Annotated in this window: 16 protein-coding genes; 15 read left to right on the top strand and 1 reads right to left on the bottom strand. The window is 72.2% G+C overall.

What is annotated here, in order from left to right; all coding sequences use genetic code 11:
- The first annotated feature begins 175 nt into the window (after positions 1–175).
- The 11 genes from pdxS (at position 176) to BM242_RS22025 (ending at position 12,424) form a co-directional block, all read left to right on the top strand.
- Entirely contained in the window at positions 176–1,105 is a 930-nt protein-coding gene (pdxS, locus tag BM242_RS22075; RefSeq protein WP_093840653.1) for a pyridoxal 5'-phosphate synthase lyase subunit PdxS, read from the top strand.
- Between the two features lie 104 nt (positions 1,106–1,209).
- Positions 1,210–1,872: a pyridoxal 5'-phosphate synthase glutaminase subunit PdxT gene (gene pdxT, locus BM242_RS22070; RefSeq protein WP_093840784.1), complete on the top strand. Its 663-nt coding sequence runs from the start codon at positions 1,210–1,212 to the stop codon at positions 1,870–1,872.
- Between the two features lie 20 nt (positions 1,873–1,892).
- Positions 1,893–2,645, top strand: coding sequence for a YebC/PmpR family DNA-binding transcriptional regulator (locus tag BM242_RS22065; RefSeq protein ID WP_093840652.1), 753 nt, complete (start codon positions 1,893–1,895; stop codon positions 2,643–2,645).
- 103 nt (positions 2,646–2,748) lie between these two features.
- Positions 2,749–3,345 (top strand): crossover junction endodeoxyribonuclease RuvC, encoded by a 597-nt coding sequence (gene ruvC / locus BM242_RS22060; protein ID WP_093840651.1) that lies wholly within the window; start codon positions 2,749–2,751, stop codon positions 3,343–3,345.
- Positions 3,342–3,974 carry a Holliday junction branch migration protein RuvA gene (gene ruvA / locus BM242_RS22055; protein ID WP_093840650.1) on the top strand — a complete coding sequence of 211 codons (633 nt, stop codon included), beginning with the start codon at positions 3,342–3,344 and terminating at the stop codon, positions 3,972–3,974. The genes ruvC and ruvA overlap by 4 nt, the downstream gene beginning before the upstream one ends.
- A gap of 136 nt (positions 3,975–4,110) precedes the next feature.
- A complete protein-coding gene (gene ruvB / locus BM242_RS22050) occupies positions 4,111–5,157 on the top strand; it encodes a Holliday junction branch migration DNA helicase RuvB (protein WP_093840649.1) in 1,047 nt (348 codons plus the stop codon).
- 186 nt (positions 5,158–5,343) lie between these two features.
- Entirely contained in the window at positions 5,344–5,796 is a 453-nt protein-coding gene (gene yajC / locus BM242_RS22045) for a preprotein translocase subunit YajC (protein ID WP_093840648.1), read from the top strand.
- Positions 5,797–5,945: 149 nt separating this feature from the next.
- The gene (gene secD / locus BM242_RS22040) at positions 5,946–7,940 is read left to right on the top strand and encodes a protein translocase subunit SecD (protein ID WP_245834392.1); all 1,995 of its coding nucleotides are present in this window, start codon (positions 5,946–5,948) and stop codon (positions 7,938–7,940) included.
- A gap of 1 nt (position 7,941) precedes the next feature.
- On the top strand, positions 7,942–9,102 hold the full coding sequence (gene secF, locus BM242_RS22035) for a protein translocase subunit SecF (protein WP_093840647.1): 1,161 nt from the start codon (positions 7,942–7,944) through the stop codon (positions 9,100–9,102).
- 7 nt (positions 9,103–9,109) lie between these two features.
- Positions 9,110–9,733 carry an adenine phosphoribosyltransferase gene (locus BM242_RS22030; protein WP_093840782.1) on the top strand — a complete coding sequence of 208 codons (624 nt, stop codon included), beginning with the start codon at positions 9,110–9,112 and terminating at the stop codon, positions 9,731–9,733.
- A gap of 201 nt (positions 9,734–9,934) precedes the next feature.
- Complete coding sequence (locus BM242_RS22025) at positions 9,935–12,424, top strand: RelA/SpoT family protein (RefSeq protein ID WP_425443913.1); 2,490 nt, start codon at positions 9,935–9,937, stop codon at positions 12,422–12,424.
- Positions 12,425–12,475: 51 nt separating this feature from the next.
- On the opposite strand, the gene BM242_RS22020 is transcribed toward BM242_RS22025, so the two are convergent.
- On the bottom strand, positions 12,476–13,705 hold the full coding sequence (locus BM242_RS22020) for a DUF349 domain-containing protein (RefSeq protein WP_093840645.1): 1,230 nt from the start codon (positions 13,703–13,705) through the stop codon (positions 12,476–12,478).
- Positions 13,706–14,105: 400 nt separating this feature from the next.
- Between BM242_RS22020 and BM242_RS22015 the strand changes: the two genes are divergently transcribed.
- From BM242_RS22015 to BM242_RS22000, 4 genes are all read left to right on the top strand, one after another.
- Positions 14,106–14,819: an MBL fold metallo-hydrolase gene (locus BM242_RS22015; protein WP_093840644.1), complete on the top strand. Its 714-nt coding sequence runs from the start codon at positions 14,106–14,108 to the stop codon at positions 14,817–14,819.
- A complete protein-coding gene (hisS, locus tag BM242_RS22010; RefSeq protein ID WP_093840643.1) occupies positions 14,816–16,108 on the top strand; it encodes a histidine--tRNA ligase in 1,293 nt (430 codons plus the stop codon). Before BM242_RS22015 ends, hisS begins: the two co-directional genes overlap by 4 nt.
- 131 nt (positions 16,109–16,239) lie before the next feature.
- Positions 16,240–16,899 carry a vitamin K epoxide reductase family protein gene (locus BM242_RS22005; RefSeq protein WP_093840642.1) on the top strand — a complete coding sequence of 220 codons (660 nt, stop codon included), beginning with the start codon at positions 16,240–16,242 and terminating at the stop codon, positions 16,897–16,899.
- 69 nt (positions 16,900–16,968) lie between these two features.
- A partial coding sequence (locus tag BM242_RS22000) for an AAA family ATPase (RefSeq protein ID WP_139238401.1) occupies positions 16,969–17,433 on the top strand: 465 nt, incomplete at its 3' end.

The following is a 17,433-nucleotide window of genomic DNA, read 5'->3' as shown; positions in this document are numbered from 1 at the left end:
TCATCGGTGACCGGCACCGGTGACCGGCACCGGCCGGAGTCCCGCGCCGTCCGGTACCCGAATCCATGGCTCTACCATTGGTTTTGCCCCGTCTCCCGACCGACCCCGGAAAGCCCTGACAAGCCCTGATAAGCCCTGACAAGACCCGACGAATCCTGACGAGTGAGGTCAACCCGTGTCCAGCACGTCCCCCAGCACATCTCAGCCCGGCCCGCTGCAGGCTCCCGCTACCGGCACCGCGCGCGTCAAGCGCGGCATGGCCGAGCAGCTCAAGGGCGGCGTGATCATGGATGTCGTCACCCCCGAGCAGGCCAAGATCGCCGAGGATGCCGGTGCCGTCGCGGTGATGGCGCTGGAGCGGGTGCCCGCCGACATCCGCAAGGACGGCGGCGTGGCCCGGATGTCCGACCCGGACATGATCGAGGGCATCATCAACGCCGTCTCCATCCCGGTCATGGCCAAGTCCCGGATCGGCCACTTCGTGGAGGCGCAGGTCCTCCAGGCGCTCGGCGTGGACTACATCGACGAATCCGAGGTGCTCACCCCGGCCGACGAGGTCAACCACAGCGACAAGTGGGCCTTCACCACCCCCTTCGTGTGCGGCGCCACCAACCTCGGCGAGGCCCTGCGGCGGATCTCCGAGGGCGCGGCCATGATCCGCTCCAAGGGCGAGGCCGGCACCGGCAATGTGGTCGAGGCGGTCCGCCACATGCGCCAGATCAAGAACGAGATCGCCCGCCTCAAGGGCCTGGACGACACCGAGCTGTACGCCGCCGCCAAGGAGCTGCGCGCCCCCCATGAGCTGGTCAAGGAGGTCGCCGGGCTGGGCAGGCTGCCGGTGGTGCTGTTCTCCGCGGGCGGCGTGGCCACCCCGGCCGACGCCGCGCTGATGCGCCAGCTCGGCGCCGAAGGCGTGTTCGTGGGCTCCGGCATCTTCAAGTCGGGCGACCCGGCCCGGCGGGCCGCCGCCATCGTCAAGGCCACCACCTTCTACGACGACCCCGAGGTGATCGCGGACGTCTCCCGCAACCTCGGCGAGGCCATGGTGGGCATCAACTGCGACACCCTCCCGGAGAGCGAGCGGTACGCCGGCCGCGGCTGGTGAACCCGCCCCCGCGGGCGGCCCGCCGGGGCTCCCCGGAGCCGGCGCGCCGCCCGCGCCGCCGCCCGGCCGGGCACCCGGTCCGGCCCGACCCGAGAGGAACCACCGTGTCCGTCCCCGAGACCACCCCCGTCATCGGCGTCTTCGCCCTCCAGGGCGACGTCCGCGAGCACCTGGCCGCGCTGCGTTCCTCCGGCGCGGAACCCGTGGCCGTCCGCCGTCCCGGCGAGCTGGCCGGCTGCGACGGCCTGGTGATCCCCGGCGGGGAGTCCACCACCATGTCCAAACTCGCCGTGTCCTTCGGCCTGATGGAACCGCTCCGGGCCCGGGTCCGGAGCGGCATGCCGGTCTACGGCACCTGTGCCGGCATGATCATGCTGGCGGACAAGATCCTCGACCCGCGCTCCGGCCAGGAGACGGTGGGCGGCATCGACATGATCGTGCGGCGCAACGCCTTCGGCCGGCAGAACGAGTCCTTCGAGGCGGCCCTGGACCTCGCGGGCGTCCCCGGCGGTCCGGTGGAGGGCGTCTTCATCCGTGCGCCCTGGGTGGAGTCCACCGGCGCGGGGGTGGAGGTGCTCGCCTCCTACGACGGCCATCCGGTCGCGGTCCGGCAGGGATCGCTGCTGGCCACGGCCTTCCATCCGGAGCTCACCGGCGACCACCGGGTGCACGCCCTGTTCACCGCCATGGTGCGGACGGCGGGGGAGTCCGGCCGCGAGGCGTCGGGCGGTAGGATCTCGGGCGTCGGTTCTGTTGACTGTCGATGACATAACGAAGGAGCGGGGCTGTGTCCGGCCACTCCAAGTGGGCAACCACCAAGCACAAGAAGGCCGTGATCGATGCCAAGCGCGGCAAGCTCTTTGCCAAGCTGATCAAGAACATCGAGGTCGCGGCACGGCTGGGGGGCCCGGACCCGGACGGCAACCCGACCCTCTACGACGCGGTGCAGAAGGCCCGCAAGAGCTCGGTGCCCAACAAGAACATCGAGGGCGCCATCAAGCGCGGGGCCGGTCTGGAGGCGGGCGGCGCCGACTACGAGACCATCATGTACGAGGGCTACGGGCCGGGCGGCGTGGCCATCCTCATCGAGTGCCTCACCGACAACCGCAACCGCGCCGCCTCCGACGTGCGGGTGGCCATGACCCGCAACGGCGGCTCGATGGCCGACCCCGGCTCGGTGGCCTATCTGTTCAACCGCAAGGGCGTGGTGATCGTGCCCCGGGCCGGACTCGCCGAGGAGGATGTGCTCGCCGCGGTGCTGGACGCGGGGGCCGAGGAGGTCAACGACCTCGGTGAGAACTTCGAGGTGATCTCGGAGGCCACCGATCTGGTCGCGGTGCGCACCGCGCTCCAGGAGGCGGGCATCGACTACGACTCCGCCGAGGCCAACTTCGTCCCCACCATGCAGGTGGAACTGGACGAGGAGGGTGCCCGCAAGATCTTCAAGCTGATCGACGCCATCGAGGACAGCGACGACGTGCAGAACGTCTTCGCCAACTTCGACGTGCCCGACGAGGTCATGGCCAGGGTCGAGGCCTGACCCCGCCGGTCCGGTGCCCGGCCCGCGTCTCCGGCCGGCTGTCGGTGGCGGCCACTACGCTGCGGAGCGGAAAGCAGGAACGACGCCGTATCCGGGAGCAGCCATGACCGCCACCCCCTCCGCCGCCCGCGCACCGGGAGCGGCCCCCGCTCCTGCCGCGGGCCCGGTGCTCGGCGTGGACCCGGGACTGACCCGGTGCGGCGTCGGCGTGGTGGCGGGCGCGGCCGGGCGCCCGCTGCGGATGGCCGCGGTCGGCGTCATCCGCACCCCGGCCGGCCTCCCGGTACCGGAGCGGCTGCTGCTGATCGAGCAGGGCCTGGAGGAGTGGCTGGAGGAGCACCGGCCGCGGGCGGTGGCCGTGGAACGGGTCTTCAGCCAGCACAATGTCCGCACCGTGATGGGCACCGCCCAGGCCAGCGCGGTGGCCATGCTGTGTGCCGCACGCCGCGGGCTGCCGGTCGCCCTGCACACCCCCAGCGAGGTCAAGGCCGCCGTCACCGGCTCCGGCCGGGCGGACAAGGCCCAGGTCGGCGCGATGGTGACCCGGCTGCTGCGGCTGGCCGGGCCGCCCCGGCCCGCGGACGCCGCGGATGCCCTGGCCCTGGCCATCTGCCACATCTGGCGCGGCCCCGCCCAGCAGCGGCTGGACGAGGCCCGGGAGCGGGAGACCGCGCGAGTTCCGAAGGGCAGCCCCACATGATCGCCTTCGTCAGCGGGACGGTCGCCGCGCTCGCGCCGGACACCGCGGTGGTGGAGGTCGGCGGCATCGGCATCGCCGTGCACTGCACCCCCGGCACCCTCTCCGGGCTGCGGGCCGGCCAGCACACCCGGCTCGCCACCTCCCTGGTGGTCCGGGAGGACTCCCTCACCCTGTACGGCTTCGCCGACGAGGACGAGCGGCAGGTCTTCGAACTGCTGCAGACCGCCAGCGGCGTCGGCCCCCGGCTGGCCCAGGCCATGCTGGCCGTGCACAGCCCCGACGCCCTGCGCCGGGCGGTGGCCGGCGGGGACGAGAAGGCGCTCACCGCCGTCCCCGGTATCGGCAAGAAGGGCGCCCAGAAGCTGCTGCTGGAGCTCCGGGACCGGCTCGGCGCCCCGGCCGGCCCGGACCGGCCGGGTGCCGTCCGCGCCGCACCGGCCTCCGGTCCCGCCCCATGGGACCAGCAGCTTCACGAGGCGCTGGTCGGCCTGGGATACCAGCCGCGCCAGGCCGAGGAGGCGGTGGCCGCGGTCACCCCGGAGGCCGAGGCCGAGCGGGCGGCCGGCCGCCGGCCGGACCTCGGCGGACTGCTGAGATCCGCCCTGCAGACCCTCAACCGCACCCGCTGACCGCAGCCCGTCCCGCGGCCCGCAGCCGCCGCGCAGCCGAACAGGAGCCCGCAGCCGTGAACCGTCCCGTGTCCGACCGCCGCACCGCCGAGACGCCCGTTCCCCGACGGTGCGGCCGGGCCGGAAGGGGGCGGTCATGAGCCGGGAGGAATCCGCCGAACGCCTGGTCGGCGCCGCGCCGGACAGCGAGGACACCGCCGTCGAGGCGGCCCTGCGTCCGCGCAGCCTGGGGGAGTTCATCGGCCAGGAGCGTGTCCGTGAGCAGCTCGACCTGGTGCTGCGCGCCGCCCGCGCCCGCGGCGGCACCGCCGACCATGTGCTGCTCTCCGGCGCTCCGGGCCTGGGCAAGACCACCCTGGCGATGATCGTCGCCGCCGAGATGGGGGCCCCGATCCGCATCACCTCCGGACCGGCCGTGCAGCACGCCGGGGATCTCGCCTCGATCCTCTCCTCCCTCCAGGAGGGCGAAGTGCTGTTCCTGGACGAGATCCACCGCATGGCCCGTCCGGCCGAGGAGATGCTCTACATGGCCATGGAGGACTACCGGGTCGACGTGATCGTCGGAAAGGGACCCGGGGCCACCGCCATTCCGCTGGAGCTTCCGCACTTCACCCTGGTCGGCGCCACCACCCGGGCCGGGCTGCTGCCCCCGCCGCTGCGTGACCGCTTCGGCTTCACCGGTCATATGGAGTACTACGGCAGCGCCGAGCTGGAACGGGTGATCCACCGCTCCGCCGCACTGCTGGATGTCTCGGTGGACACCGCGGGCGCCGCCGAGATCGCCGGCCGCTCCCGGGGCACCCCGCGGATCGCCAACCGTCTGCTCCGCCGGGTGCGGGACTACGCCCAGGTCAGGGCGGACGGCACGATCACCGCGGCGGTGGCGGCCCGGGCCCTGGAGGTCTACGAGGTGGATGAGCGCGGACTGGACCGGCTGGACCGGGCCGTGCTCGGCGCGCTGCTGAAGCTGTTCGGCGGCGGCCCGGTCGGGCTGTCCACCCTGGCGGTCGCGGTGGGGGAGGAGCGGGAGACGGTGGAGGAGGTGGCCGAGCCGTTTCTGGTCCGGGAGGGCCTGCTGGCCCGCACTCCGCGCGGCCGGGTGGCCACCCCGGCGGCCTGGCACCATCTCGGCCTGCGGCCACCCGAGGGACCATCGGCCCAGGGCGGTCTGTTCGATACCTGAATACGATGGAAACCGGCCATTCGTCTCCGGTCCGGGCACCCGGGCCGGAACATCACCGCTGTCACTGACGTTGTTCCTGCGGCGAAGCCTCGCTTAGACTTCGCCGACGCCATCTCAAGAAGATGGCATACCCCCCGCCCCACACTTCAGGCCGGCTGATACCGGCCGTGTCAAGGAAATCCCGCCGTGGAACTTCTACTCCCGCTCGTCCTGGTGATCGGCGTCATGCTGCTGATGACCCGCTCGGCCAAGAACAAGCAGCGCCAGCTCGAGGACATGCGCAACTCGATCGAACCAGGCACTGGCATCCGCACGATCGGCGGCATGTATGCCCTGGTCAAAGAGGTGCGTCACGACACACTGCTGCTGGAGCTGGAGCCCGGCATGCACGCCGTGTTCAGCAAGCAGGCGGTCTCCGCGATTCTGGAGGCCGACGAATACCACCGGATCGTGAACGGAGAAACCGATCCGGAGGATCTGGAAGATGACGACAGCCCGGAAGTTCCGGACGACGCCTCCTCGCTCACCGAGGGCGACCGGGAGCCCGAGGAGAGCGGCATCGATCTCGGCAAGCGTGCGCCGGCCGACAAGGAACCGGGCGACGACTCCAAGCACGACGGCGAAGGCGGGAAGTCCTGAGCCGGGTGCCGGCGGCCGGGTGGCCGCCGGCACCTGAGCGTGGACGGAACCGTTGAGGCACCATCCCCCGGACCGGAGCGGTCCGGGTGGTACCGCCAGCCGCGCCGCGACCACCGGGCGCGAGCCGTTGGACAGAAAGAGACGAGAAGGTGGCTGGACCTAACCCGGGCTTCAGGCCCCCCAAGCGCGCCAAGAAGGACCGTACGGCGCAGGGCAGGCCGGGACGTGCCCTCGTGGCCTTCCTGGTGCTCGCGGCCGTACTCACCGGCGGAATGTTCGCCACGGGTGAGCTGACTCCCCGGCTCGGCATCGACCTGGCAGGCGGTACGAGCATCACGCTCACCGCCACCGAGGACTCCATCGAGGAGGGCGCGGTCACTCAGGAGAACCTGAACACCGCGGTCAGCATCATCGAGCGCCGGGTGAACGGCCTCGGTGTGTCCGAGGCCACGGTCCAGGCGCAGGGCGACCGCAACATCATGGTCTCCATCCCCAAGGGGACCGACGAGGCGCAGGCCCGGGAGCAGGTCGGCACCACCGCCCAGATGTCCTTCCGCCCGGTCGTGACCATCGACTACTCCACCGTGCTCCCGGAGGGCACCGGGGAGGAGACCGGGGAAACCGGCGGGACGGGCGACGGGACCGCCGAGGAGGACGCCGGCCAGGAGGGCGAGCCGGGAGCGGAGGCCGAGGGCGGCACCGGCGAGAGCACCGGGAACACCGGGGAGGAGTCCGGGGAAGGCGCCACCGGGGACGGCGCGACGGAGGACGGCGCCTCCGGGGAGACCGGGGAGGGAACCAGCGACCAGAGCCTGGCGCCGCCGGCCGACACCCTGATCGGTGAGCCCGCCACCGACGCCACCCACGCCTCCTTCCGCACCGATGAGCAGGACCCGGCCGCAGAGACCGAGGAGACCGCGGAGGCGACGGAGGACAACGGGACGCCCGCCGCCGAGGACGGCACCGAAGACACCGAGGGCACCACGGAGGGCGCCACCGGGGACGCAGCCGGGCTGGAGGGCATCACCGCCGACCTGGCCGCGCTGGACTGCTCCACCCCCGAGAAGCGGCTGGCGGCCGGCCGTGCCGCGGCGCAGGCCGAGCCCGACGCCGAGGTCGTGGCCTGCGGCGAGGACGGCCTGAAGTACCAGCTCGGCCCGGTCGCCGTGCCCGGTACCGACCTGACCGGCGCGGACGCCGTGTTCGACACCCAGCAGGGCAAGGGCTGGATCGTCAGCATGGACTTCAACCAGGCCGGCGGCGACAGCTTCGCGGACATCACCGAGGAGCTCTCCCTCAAGGCCCCGCCGCAGAACCAGTTCGCCATCGTCCTGGACGGCGAGGTGGTCTCCGCCCCCTCGGTCAGCGAGCGGCTCGGCGGCGGCAGCGCCATCATCGAGGGCGGTCAGGCCGACCCCTTCACCCAGCAGGAGGCCGAGGACCTGGCCAACATCCTGAAGTTCGGCGCGCTGCCGCTGACCTTCGAGGAGGGCAACGTCACCACCGTCTCGCCCACCCTGGGCAGCGAGCAGCTCAAGGCCGGCCTGATCGCCGGCGGCATCGGCCTGCTCCTGGTGGTCGGCTACCTCCTCTTCTACTACCGGCTGCTGGGCGTGGTCGCGATCGGCAGCCTGGCCGGCATGGCCCTGCTGAGCTATGTGGTGATGACCCTGCTCGGCCCGGGCATCGGCTTCGCGCTCAGCCTGCCCGCCATCTGCGGCGCCATCGTCTCCATCGGCATCACCGCGGACTCGTTCATCGTCTACTTCGAACGGATCCGGGACGAGGTGCGGGAGGGCCGCCCGATCCGGGCCGCCATCGAGCGGGCCTGGCCCCGGGCCCGGCGCACCATCCTGGTCTCGGACGTGGTGTCCATCCTGGCCGCCCTGGTGCTGTTCATCGTCTCGGTCGGCACGGTGCAGGGCTTCGCCTTCGTGCTGGGCCTGACCACCGCGCTGGACGTGGTCGTGGTCTTCCTGCTGACCAAGCCGATGCTGTCGCTGCTGGGCCGGCGCCGGTTCTTCGCCCGCGGCCACAAGTGGTCCGGACTCGACCCCAAGCGGCTGGGCGCACCGCCGCCCATCCGGCGCGGCACCCGCCGGCCGGCCGTCGCCCCCGTCCCCGCCGAAGCCAAGGAGGCCTGAGATGTCCCGGTTCGGAACACTCGGCGCCAAGCTCTACCGCGGTGAGGTCTCCTACGACTTCGTCGGCCGTCGCAAGTTCTGGTACGCCATCACCGTCCTGCTGGTCATCGTCTCGCTGACCGGCCTCGGGGTCCGGGGCCTGTTCATGGGCGTGGACTTCGAGGGCGGAGCGGTGTTCACCACCCCGTCGGACACCTCGATCTCGCAGGCCGACGCCCGGAAGGTGGTCGGGGACACCGTGGGCCGCGACGCCCGGGTGCAGGAGCTGGGCAGCGGCTCGGTGCGGGTCCAGGTCACCGAGCTCAGCACGGAGCAGTCGGCCGAGGTCCGCGCGGCGCTCGCCGAGGAGGCCGGCGTCGAGGCGGAGGACGTCAACGCCGAGCTGGTCGGCCCGTCCTGGGGCGAGCAGATGACCGACAAGGCACTGCGCGGGGTGATCATCTTCCTCGCCCTGGTCACCCTCTATCTGGCCATCGCCTTCGAATGGCGGATGGCGCTGGGCGCCCTGGTGGCCCTGGCGCACGACCTGGTGATCACCATCGGCGTCTACGCCTTCGTGGGCTTCGAGGTGACCCCCGGCACCGTGGTCGGTCTGCTGACCATCCTCGGCTATTCGCTCTATGACACGGTGGTGGTCTTCGACAAGGTCAAGGAGAAGACCGCCTCGGTCACCAAACAGACCAGGTTCACCTACGCGGAGCTGGCCAACCAGGGCATCAACGCCACCGCGGTCCGCTCGGTCAACACCTCGATCGTGGCGCTGCTGCCGGTCGGCGGCCTGCTGTTCATCGGCACCGGCCTGCTCGGCGGCGGCATGCTCAAGGACATCGCGCTGTCCCTCTTCATCGGCCTGGCCGCCGGTACCTTCTCCTCGATCTTCATCGCCACCCCGGTGGTGGTGGACTTCCGGCTGCGGGATCCGGAGATCAGGGCGCACGACCGGCGGATCATGGCCAAGCGGGCGGAGCGCGCCGAACGCGGTGAGGAGGGCGAGACCACCAACCTCAACGCGCCCTCCGCGGTCCAGCTCGCGGTGTCCCGTCCGGGCGCCCCGGCCGACGAGACCCTGCCGACCGACGAGGACGGTTTCGTGGTGGTCCAGCGCCGCCAGCCGGTGTCCCGCAGCCGCGGCCGTGGCCGCCCGTCCGGCAAGCGGCGGTGACCCGGCGATGAGCGACGCGACGGTGCCCGGGGCCGGCGGCGGCACACCGGGCACCCCGGCGGGCCTTCCCCCGGCCCCCGCCGTGCCCGCGCCCGAGGAGATCCGGGAACTGCTGCTCAGCCGGATCCGGGAGGTGGCCGACTACCCGCGGCCCGGGGTGAGGTTCAAGGACATCACCCCGCTGCTCGCCGACTCCAAGGCGTTCTCTCTGGTCACCGAGACCATGGCGGCCATCTGCCGGCGCCGGCGGGCGACCAAGGTGGCCGGTCTGGAGGCGCGCGGCTTCATCCTGGCCGCGCCGGTGGCGGTACGCGCCCAGGTGGGCTTCATCCCGGTCCGCAAGGCCGGCAAGCTGCCCGGTGCCACTCTCTCGCAGAGCTACGAGCTGGAGTACGGCAGCGCCGAGATCGAACTGCACGCCGAGGACCTCACCCCCGAGGACCGGGTGCTGGTGATCGACGATGTGCTGGCCACCGGCGGCACGGCCGAGGCGTCGCTGCATCTGATCCGCCGCACCGGCGCCCAGGTGGCCGGGGTGACCATGCTGATGGAGCTTGGCTTCCTGGCCGGCCGGGAGCGGCTGCGCGAGGCGCTCGGCCCGGCCCCGCTGGACGTGCTGCTCACCCTCTGAGACCGGGCCGCGCCGCCGGACCACCGCCGCGCCGGGTCCACCGCAGGGGAATGAGTCCCGCCGCGGCGGCGTTCGGATACGCTCCCGGCCCGCTGCGACACCGGCCCGGGAAGCGAGTCACCGACCCGGCCACATCGCCGAAACGTGCCGACGGCCCCGGCTCGCTACCATGGCAGTCCGACCGTCCCCCGGGAGCCTCCTTTGCCAGACGAGCCCCAGCCGCGCACCACTGGCGGGCCGACCAGCCACGACGCCGCGCCGGTGAACGGCAAGCACCGCCCGGCCGCCGGCTCGACGGCCGTGGGGCGGAACGGCGACGCCCCGGACCGCAAGGCCGCTCCCGCCCCGGCCCCGCCGCCGGTGCCCGCCATCTCCGGCGTCTCCGGACGCTCCGGTTCCTCCAACCGGGTGCGCGCCCGGCTCGCCCGGCTGGGCGTGCAGCGCTCCAGCCCCTACAACCCGGTGCTGGAGCCGCTGCTGCGGGTGGTCCGGGCCAGCGATCCCAAGGCGGACACCTCGGCGCTGCGCCAGATCGAGCGCGCCTACCAGGTGGCCGAGCGCTGGCACCGCGGCCAGAAGCGGCGCAGCGGCGACCCGTACATCACCCACCCGCTGGCCGTCACCACCATCCTGGCCGAACTGGGCATGGACACCGCCACCCTGTGCGCCGGGCTGCTGCACGACACCGTGGAGGACACCGAGTACGGCCTGGACAATCTGCGCCGCGACTTCGGTGACCAGGTGGCGCTGCTGGTGGACGGCGTCACCAAGCTGGACAAGGTCAAGTTCGGCGAGGCCGCGCAGGCCGAGACGGTGCGCAAGATGGTGGTCGCCATGGCCAAGGACCCGCGGGTCCTGGTCATCAAGCTGGCCGACCGGCTGCACAACATGCGCACCATGCGCTTTCTCAAGCGGGAGAAGCAGGAGCAGAAGGCCCGCGAGACCCTGGAGATCTACGCCCCGCTGGCCCACCGGCTGGGCATGAACACCATCAAGTGGGAGCTGGAGGACCTGGCCTTCGCCATCCTCTACCCCAAGATGTACGACGAGATCGTCCGGCTGGTGGCCGAGCGCGCCCCCAAGCGGGACGACTATCTGGCCACCGTGATCGAAGAGGTGCAGAACGATCTGCGCGGTGCGCGGATCAAGGCGACCGTCACCGGACGGCCCAAGCACTACTACTCCATCTACCAGAAGATGGTGGTGCGCGGCCGGGACTTCGCCGAGATCTACGACCTGGTGGGGATAAGGCTGCTGGTCGACACCGTCCGCGACTGCTATGCGGCGCTGGGCACCGTGCACGCGCGGTGGAACCCGGTGCCCGGACGGTTCAAGGACTACATCGCCATGCCCAAGTTCAACATGTACCAGTCGCTGCACACCACGGTGATCGGTCCGGGCGGCAAGCCGGTGGAGCTCCAGATCCGCACCTACGAGATGCACCGCCGGGCCGAATACGGCATCGCCGCGCACTGGAAGTACAAGCAGCAGGCGGTGGCGGGCGGCGCCCGCGGCCTGGGCGCGCCCCCGAAGAGAAGCGAGAAGGGCGGCGACGCGGTCCGGGAGATGTCCTGGCTGCGGCAGTTGCTCGACTGGCAGAAGGAGACCACCGACCCGGGCGAGTTCCTGGAGTCGCTGCGCTTCGACCTGTCCCGCAACGAGGTCTTCGTCTTCACGCCCAAGGGCGATGTGATCGCGCTGCCCGCCGGTGCCACCCCGGTGGACTTCGCCTACGCGGTGCACACCGAGGTCGGGCACCGCACCATAGGGGCGAAGGTCAACGGCCGGCTGGTGCCGCTGGAGTCCACCCTGGACAACGGCGACACTGTGGAGATCTTCACCTCCAAGGCGGCCGGCGCGGGGCCGTCCCGGGACTGGCTGGGCTTCGTCAAGTCCGCGCGGGCCCGCAACAAGATCCGCGGCTGGTTCTCCCGGGAGCGCCGGGACGAGGCGATCGAGCAGGGCAAGGACGCCATCGTGCGGGCCATGCGCAAGCAGAACCTGCCGATCCAGCACATCCTCACCGGGGACGCGCTGGTCACCCTGGCCCATGAGATGCGCTACCCGGACATCTCGGCGCTGTACGCCGCGATCGGCGAGGGACATGTCTCGGCGCAGAGCGTGGTGCAGAAGCTGGTGCAGGCGGTCGGCGGCGAGGAGGCGGCCGGCGAGGATGTCGCCGAGTCGGCGCCGCCGGTCCCGGCCCGCGGCGCGCGCCGCCGGTCCAGCGCCGACCCCGGCGTGGTGGTCAAGGGCACGGCGGACGTGTGGGTCAAGCTGGCCCGCTGCTGCACCCCGGTGCCCGGCGACCCGATCATCGGCTTCGTCACCCGGGGCAGCGGCGTCTCGGTGCACCGCGCGGACTGCGTCAATGTGGAGTCGCTGTCCCGGGAGCCGGAACGGATGCTGGAGGTCGAATGGGCGCCCACCCAGTCCTCGGTCTTCCTGGTGGCCATCCAGGTCGAGGCGCTGGACCGGTCACGGCTGCTGTCGGACGTCACGCGGGTGCTGTCCGACCAGCATGTCAACATTCTCTCGGCGGCGGTGCAGACCTCGCGTGACCGGGTGGCGACCTCGCGCTTCACCTTCGAGATGGGCGATCCCAAGCATCTGGGCCATGTGCTGAAGGCGGTGCGCGGTGTGGAGGGCGTCTACGACGTCTACCGCGTCACCCCCTCCCGCAAGCACTGACCCGCTCCGGCGGGGGCGCCGCCCGGGCGGCGCCCCCGCCGGAGACGGCGGTCAGCCGCCGAATTCCTCCAGGCTCTTGCGGGCCTGGTCCAGCAGTGCCTGGCGGCCGGCGAGCTCCTTCTCCAGCTTGTCCGCCCGGGCGTTGTTGCCCGCGGCGCGGGCGGTGTCGATCTGGCCGCGCAGCCGGTTCACGACCTCCTCCAGCCGGCCGGTCAGCTCGGCGGCGCGGGCCCGGGCCTCGGGGTTGGTGCGGCGCCACTCGGCCTCCTCGGCCTCGGCCACGGCCTGCTCCACGGCCCGCAGCCGGCCCTCGATGGCCGGCCGGGCGTCCCGGGGCACCGGGCCGACGGCCTCCCAGCGCTCCCCGATGGAGCGCAGCGCCGCCCGCGCGGCGCGCACATCGGTCACCGGCAGCATCTTCTCCGCCTCGGCCGCCAGCTCCTCCTTGCGCGAGAGGTTGTCGCGGTACTCCGCGTCCCGCTCGGCGAACACCTCGCCGCGGGCGGCGAAGAACACGTCCTGGGCGGCCCGGAACCGGGCCCACAGCTCGTCCTCCACCTCCCGCTGCGCCCGCCCGGCGGCCTTCCACTCCCGCATCAGCTCCCGGTAGCGGGAGGCGGTCGGACCCCAGTCGCTGGAGCCGGAGAGCTCCTCGGCCTCCGCGATCAGCTTCTCCTTGCGCCGCCGGGCCTCCTCGCGCTGCGCGTCCAGCGCCGCGAAGTGCGCCTTGCGCCGCTTGGAGAACGCCGAGCGGGCGTGCGAGAAACGGTGCCACAGCTCGTCGTCGGTCCTGCGGTCCAGCCGCGGCAGGCCCTTCCAGGTGTCCACCAGCGCCCGCAGCCGCTCCCCGGCGGTGCGCCACTGGTCGCTGGCCGCGAGCTGCTCGGCCTCGGCGACCAGCGCCTCCTTGGCCTGCCGGGTCTCCTCGCTCTGCCGCGCCCGGCTGGCCCGGCGCTCGGCCTGCCGCTCCTGCACCAGCCCGGCCAGCTTGTCCAGCCGCTGGCTCAGCGCGTCCAGATCCCCGACCGCGTGCCCGGCGTCGACCTGTTCCCGGATGTGCCCGATGGCCGTGTTGGCGTCCTTGGCCGACAGGTCGGTGGTCCGCACCCGGCGCTCCAGCAGCCCGATCTCCACCACCAGGCCCTCGTACTTGCGCTCGAAGTAGGCGAGGGCCTCTTCCGGCGAGCCCGCCTGCCAGGAGCCGGCGACCTTCTCCCCGTCGGCGGTCCGCACATACACAGTGCCGTTCTCATCGACACGGCCCCACGGGTCGCTGCTCACAGCGCCTCCTCCACATGACACCCGGCCGGGGCCGTCGGCCCCGCGGCATCGTCCACAGTTCCTCATCCGGTGGTAGCCCGGATGCCGAGCGACGCGGTGCACTGACGCAGGGCCGCCCGTCCACAACGCCAACATAGGCGACCGGCGGCCCGGCTGTCCGCACTCTGCGAGCGGCAATTGCCGCACGGTCCCGCCGGGAACTGCGCCGGACACCCGTGTGCGGCGCAGCCCCGGCGGACACCTCCGCCCGCGTCCCACTGGCGTACCGTAACCGGTTCGCGCCCGGCCCGTGCCCGCCCGGTAGGATTTCCCACCGGGCGGGCCCCGCCGGCCGCCGGCCGGTGCGCGGGCGACCGGCCCTCGGCCCACCGACACCACCCACCGACAGACAGGGGCGAAAGTGCTCATCGCGGGCTTCCCGGCCGGTGCCTGGGGGACCAACTGCTATCTGGTGGCCCCCGCGGCCGGTGAGGAATGCGTGATCATCGACCCCGGGCACCAGGCCGCCGAAGGGGTCGAGGCCGCAGTGGCCAAACACCGTCTGAAGCCGGTCGCGGTGATCGTCACCCATGGCCATATCGACCATGTCGCCTCGGTGGTCCCGGTGTGCGGCGCCCGTGAGGTGCCCGCCTGGATCCACCCCGAGGACCGCTACATGCTGAGCGACCCGGCCCGGGGGCTGGGCATGGCCATCGGCAAGCAGCTGCTGGGCGAGCTGACCGTCGGGGAGCCGGACGATGTGCGGGAGCTGACCGACGGTGCGCGGCTGGAGCTGGCCGGTCTGGACCTCACCGTCGACCATGCCCCGGGCCATACCAAGGGGTCGGTGACCTTCCGGATGCCCGGGCAGGACGACATCCCGCCGGTCCTGTTCTCGGGCGACCTGCTGTTCGCCGGCTCCATCGGACGCACCGATCTGCCCGGCGGCGATCACGCCGAGATCCTCCGGTCGCTGGCACGTGTGTGCCTGCCGCTGGAGGACTCCACCGTGGTGCTGTCCGGACACGGCCCCCAGACCACCATCGGCCGCGAGCGCGCCACCAACCCCTTCCTGCGGGCGGTGGCCGACGGCCGGGGCGGCGCGGAGCCCGCGCCGCCGCGACGAGGAATGTGACGACACCACCCGTGAGTGCACCCAGTTTCCGCGCCCCCAAGGGGACCTACGATCTGCTGCCGCCGCAGTCCGCCGAACACCTGGCGGTGCGGGAGGCGCTGGCCGCGCCGGTGCGCCGGGCCGGCTACGGCTACGCCGAGACCCCCGGCTTCGAGCAGGTCGAGCTCTTCGCCCGCGGTGTCGGGGAGTCCACCGACATCGTGACCAAGGAGATGTACACCCTCACCACCAAGGGCGGCGACCGGCTCGCACTGCGTCCCGAGGGCACCGCGTCGGTGCTGCGCGCGGCCCTGGAGGCCGGTCTGCACAAGGCGGGCAATCTGCCGGTCAAGCTCTGGTACTCGGGCTCCTACTACCGCTACGAGCGCCCGCAGAAGGGCCGCTACCGGCACTTCGCCCAGGTCGGGGCGGAGGCCATCGGGGCCGAGGACCCGGCGCTGGACGCCGAGCTGATCATCCTGGCCGTGGACGGCTACCGGTCGCTCGGCCTGACCGGCTTCCGGCTGCTGCTGAACTCGCTGGGCGACCGGGAGTGCCGCCCGGCCTACCGGGCGGTCCTCCAGGACTTTCTGCGCGGTCTGGATCTGGACGACGAGACCCGCAAGCGGATCGAGATCAATCCGCTGCGGGTGCTGGACGACAAGCGCGACCAGGTGCGTGCCCGACTCGGCGGCGCCCCGCTGATGCGGGACCACCTGTGCGAGGCGTGCCGGGACTACCACGACGAGGTGCGGGAGCTGCTCGGCGCGGCCGGTGTCCCCTTCGAGGACGACCCCCGGCTGGTGCGTGGACTGGACTACTACACCAGAACCACGTTCGAATTCGTCCATGACGGGCTGGGCGCACAGTCCGCCATCGGCGGCGGCGGGCGGTACGACGGGCTGTCGGAGATGATCGGCGGCCCGGCCCTGCCCTCGGTGGGCTGGGCGCTGGGTGTGGACCGCACGGTGCTGGCGCTGCGCGCCGAAGGGGTGGCGCCAAAGGTGCCGCCGGCCACCGAGGTCTATGCGGTGCCGCTCGGCGGGCAGGCCAGGCGTACGCTGTTCAGCCTGGTCACGGAGTTGCGCCGGGCCGGGGTGGCGGCCGATTTCGCCTATGGCGGCCGGGGCCTGAAGAACGCCATGAAGTCCGCCAACCGCTCCGGGGCCCGCTTCGCCCTGGTGGCCGGGGAGCGGGATCTGGCCGAGGGCGTGGTGCAGCTCAAGGATCTGCACAGCGGGGAGCAGACCGCGGTGCCGCTCTCCGCGGCCGGGGAAGAAGTGCGCGCACGATTCGGTTCGTCCTCTTGACGCCGGTGCAACAATGGCCATCGCGACACCGGCTTTCTCCGGACCGCCGCCGACGGCCTCGCCGGCCCGGGGTGCGGTCCGGCCGCAGTGCCCCGTCCCCCCACGACCTCTGACCGCATGAGGACACCAGGATGACCACCACCGCAGACCTCGACGACATGCCCGCCGAGGTGCCGGCCCAGCGGCGCAAGGACGAAGCACAGCAGGGCGGTCCGGCCGGCACCGGAGCGAGCCGGCCGTTCGCGCTGATGCTGGTCATCACCGGCTTCCTCGGCCTGCTGGCCTCCTGGGTCATCATCATCGACAAGCTGCATCTGGCCGAGAACGAGAACTACCAGCCGGCCTGTTCCATCAATCCGGTGGTCTCCTGCGGCAGCGTGATGACCAGCGACCAGGCGGAGGTCTTCGGCTTCCCCAACCCGATGCTGGGCATGGCCGCCTATGCCTCGGTGATCACCATCGGCATGGCGCTGCTGGCCGGCGCCCGGTACCGGGCCTGGTTCTGGCGCGGGCTGCTGGCCGGTACCGCCTTCGGCGTCGGCTTCTGCACCTGGCTGATGTACCAGTCGCTGTACAACATCGGCGCGCTGTGCCTGTGGTGCAATCTGGTGTGGGTGGTGACCGCCGTGATGTTCTGGTACACGGTGGTGCACACCGTGCGGCACGGCTTCGTCCGGGTGCCCGAGGGGCTGCGCCGGGGGCTGCTGGAGTTCCACTGGGTGCCGGCCACCGTGCACATCGGCATCATCGGCATGCTGATCCTCACCCGCTGGTGGGACTTCTGGTTCTGAGCCCGCCGCTTCCGGCGGCTCCCGGGCGGGCCCGGCCGGTTGTCGTATCCGGCCAGTAGGGTGGCGGATGTGGAGCCCGACCTGTTCACCGCCGCCGCCGAGGACCGTCAGGAGAAGGAGCCCGCGGGACGTCCGCTGGCGGCCCGGATGCGCCCCCGTGATCTGGACGAGGTGGTGGGCCAGGGCCATCTGCTGCGGCCCGGCTCGCCGCTGCGCCGCCTGGTGGGGGAGCACGGCGCCGGCCCGGCCGGGGTCTCCTCGGTGATCCTCTGGGGTCCGCCGGGCACCGGCAAGACGACCCTCGCCCATGTGGTCAGCCGGGCCGCCGACAAGCGCTTTGTCGAGCTCTCCGCGATCACCGCCGGGGTCAAGGAGGTGCGCGCGGTGATCGACGGCGCCCGCCGCGCGATCGGTGCCCTGGGCAAGGAGACCGTCCTGTTCCTGGACGAGATCCACCGGTTCACCAAGGCGCAGCAGGACTCCCTGCTTCCGGCGGTGGAGAACCGCTGGGTCACGCTGATCGCCGCCACCACC

It is taken from the genome of Streptomyces aidingensis (assembly GCF_900112355.1).
Classification (GTDB): domain Bacteria; phylum Actinomycetota; class Actinomycetes; order Streptomycetales; family Streptomycetaceae; genus Streptomyces; species Streptomyces aidingensis.
Note: the sequence above shows the minus strand (reverse complement) of the source record. Positions and strands in the feature narration are given on the sequence as shown.

Excerpts from the sequence above, each read along its gene's own strand:
- ruvA (WP_093840650.1), top strand. The coding sequence starts at position 3,342 with ATGATCGCCTTCGTCAGCGGGACGGTCGCCGCGCTCGCGCCGGACACC.
- BM242_RS22005 (WP_093840642.1), top strand. The coding sequence starts at position 16,240 with ATGACCACCACCGCAGACCTCGACGACATGCCCGCCGAGGTGCCGGCC.
- ruvC (WP_093840651.1), top strand. The coding sequence starts at position 2,749 with ATGACCGCCACCCCCTCCGCCGCCCGCGCACCGGGAGCGGCCCCCGCT.
- secF (WP_093840647.1), top strand. The coding sequence starts at position 7,942 with ATGTCCCGGTTCGGAACACTCGGCGCCAAGCTCTACCGCGGTGAGGTC.
- ruvB (WP_093840649.1), top strand. The coding sequence starts at position 4,111 with ATGAGCCGGGAGGAATCCGCCGAACGCCTGGTCGGCGCCGCGCCGGAC.
- BM242_RS22030 (WP_093840782.1), top strand. The coding sequence starts at position 9,110 with ATGAGCGACGCGACGGTGCCCGGGGCCGGCGGCGGCACACCGGGCACC.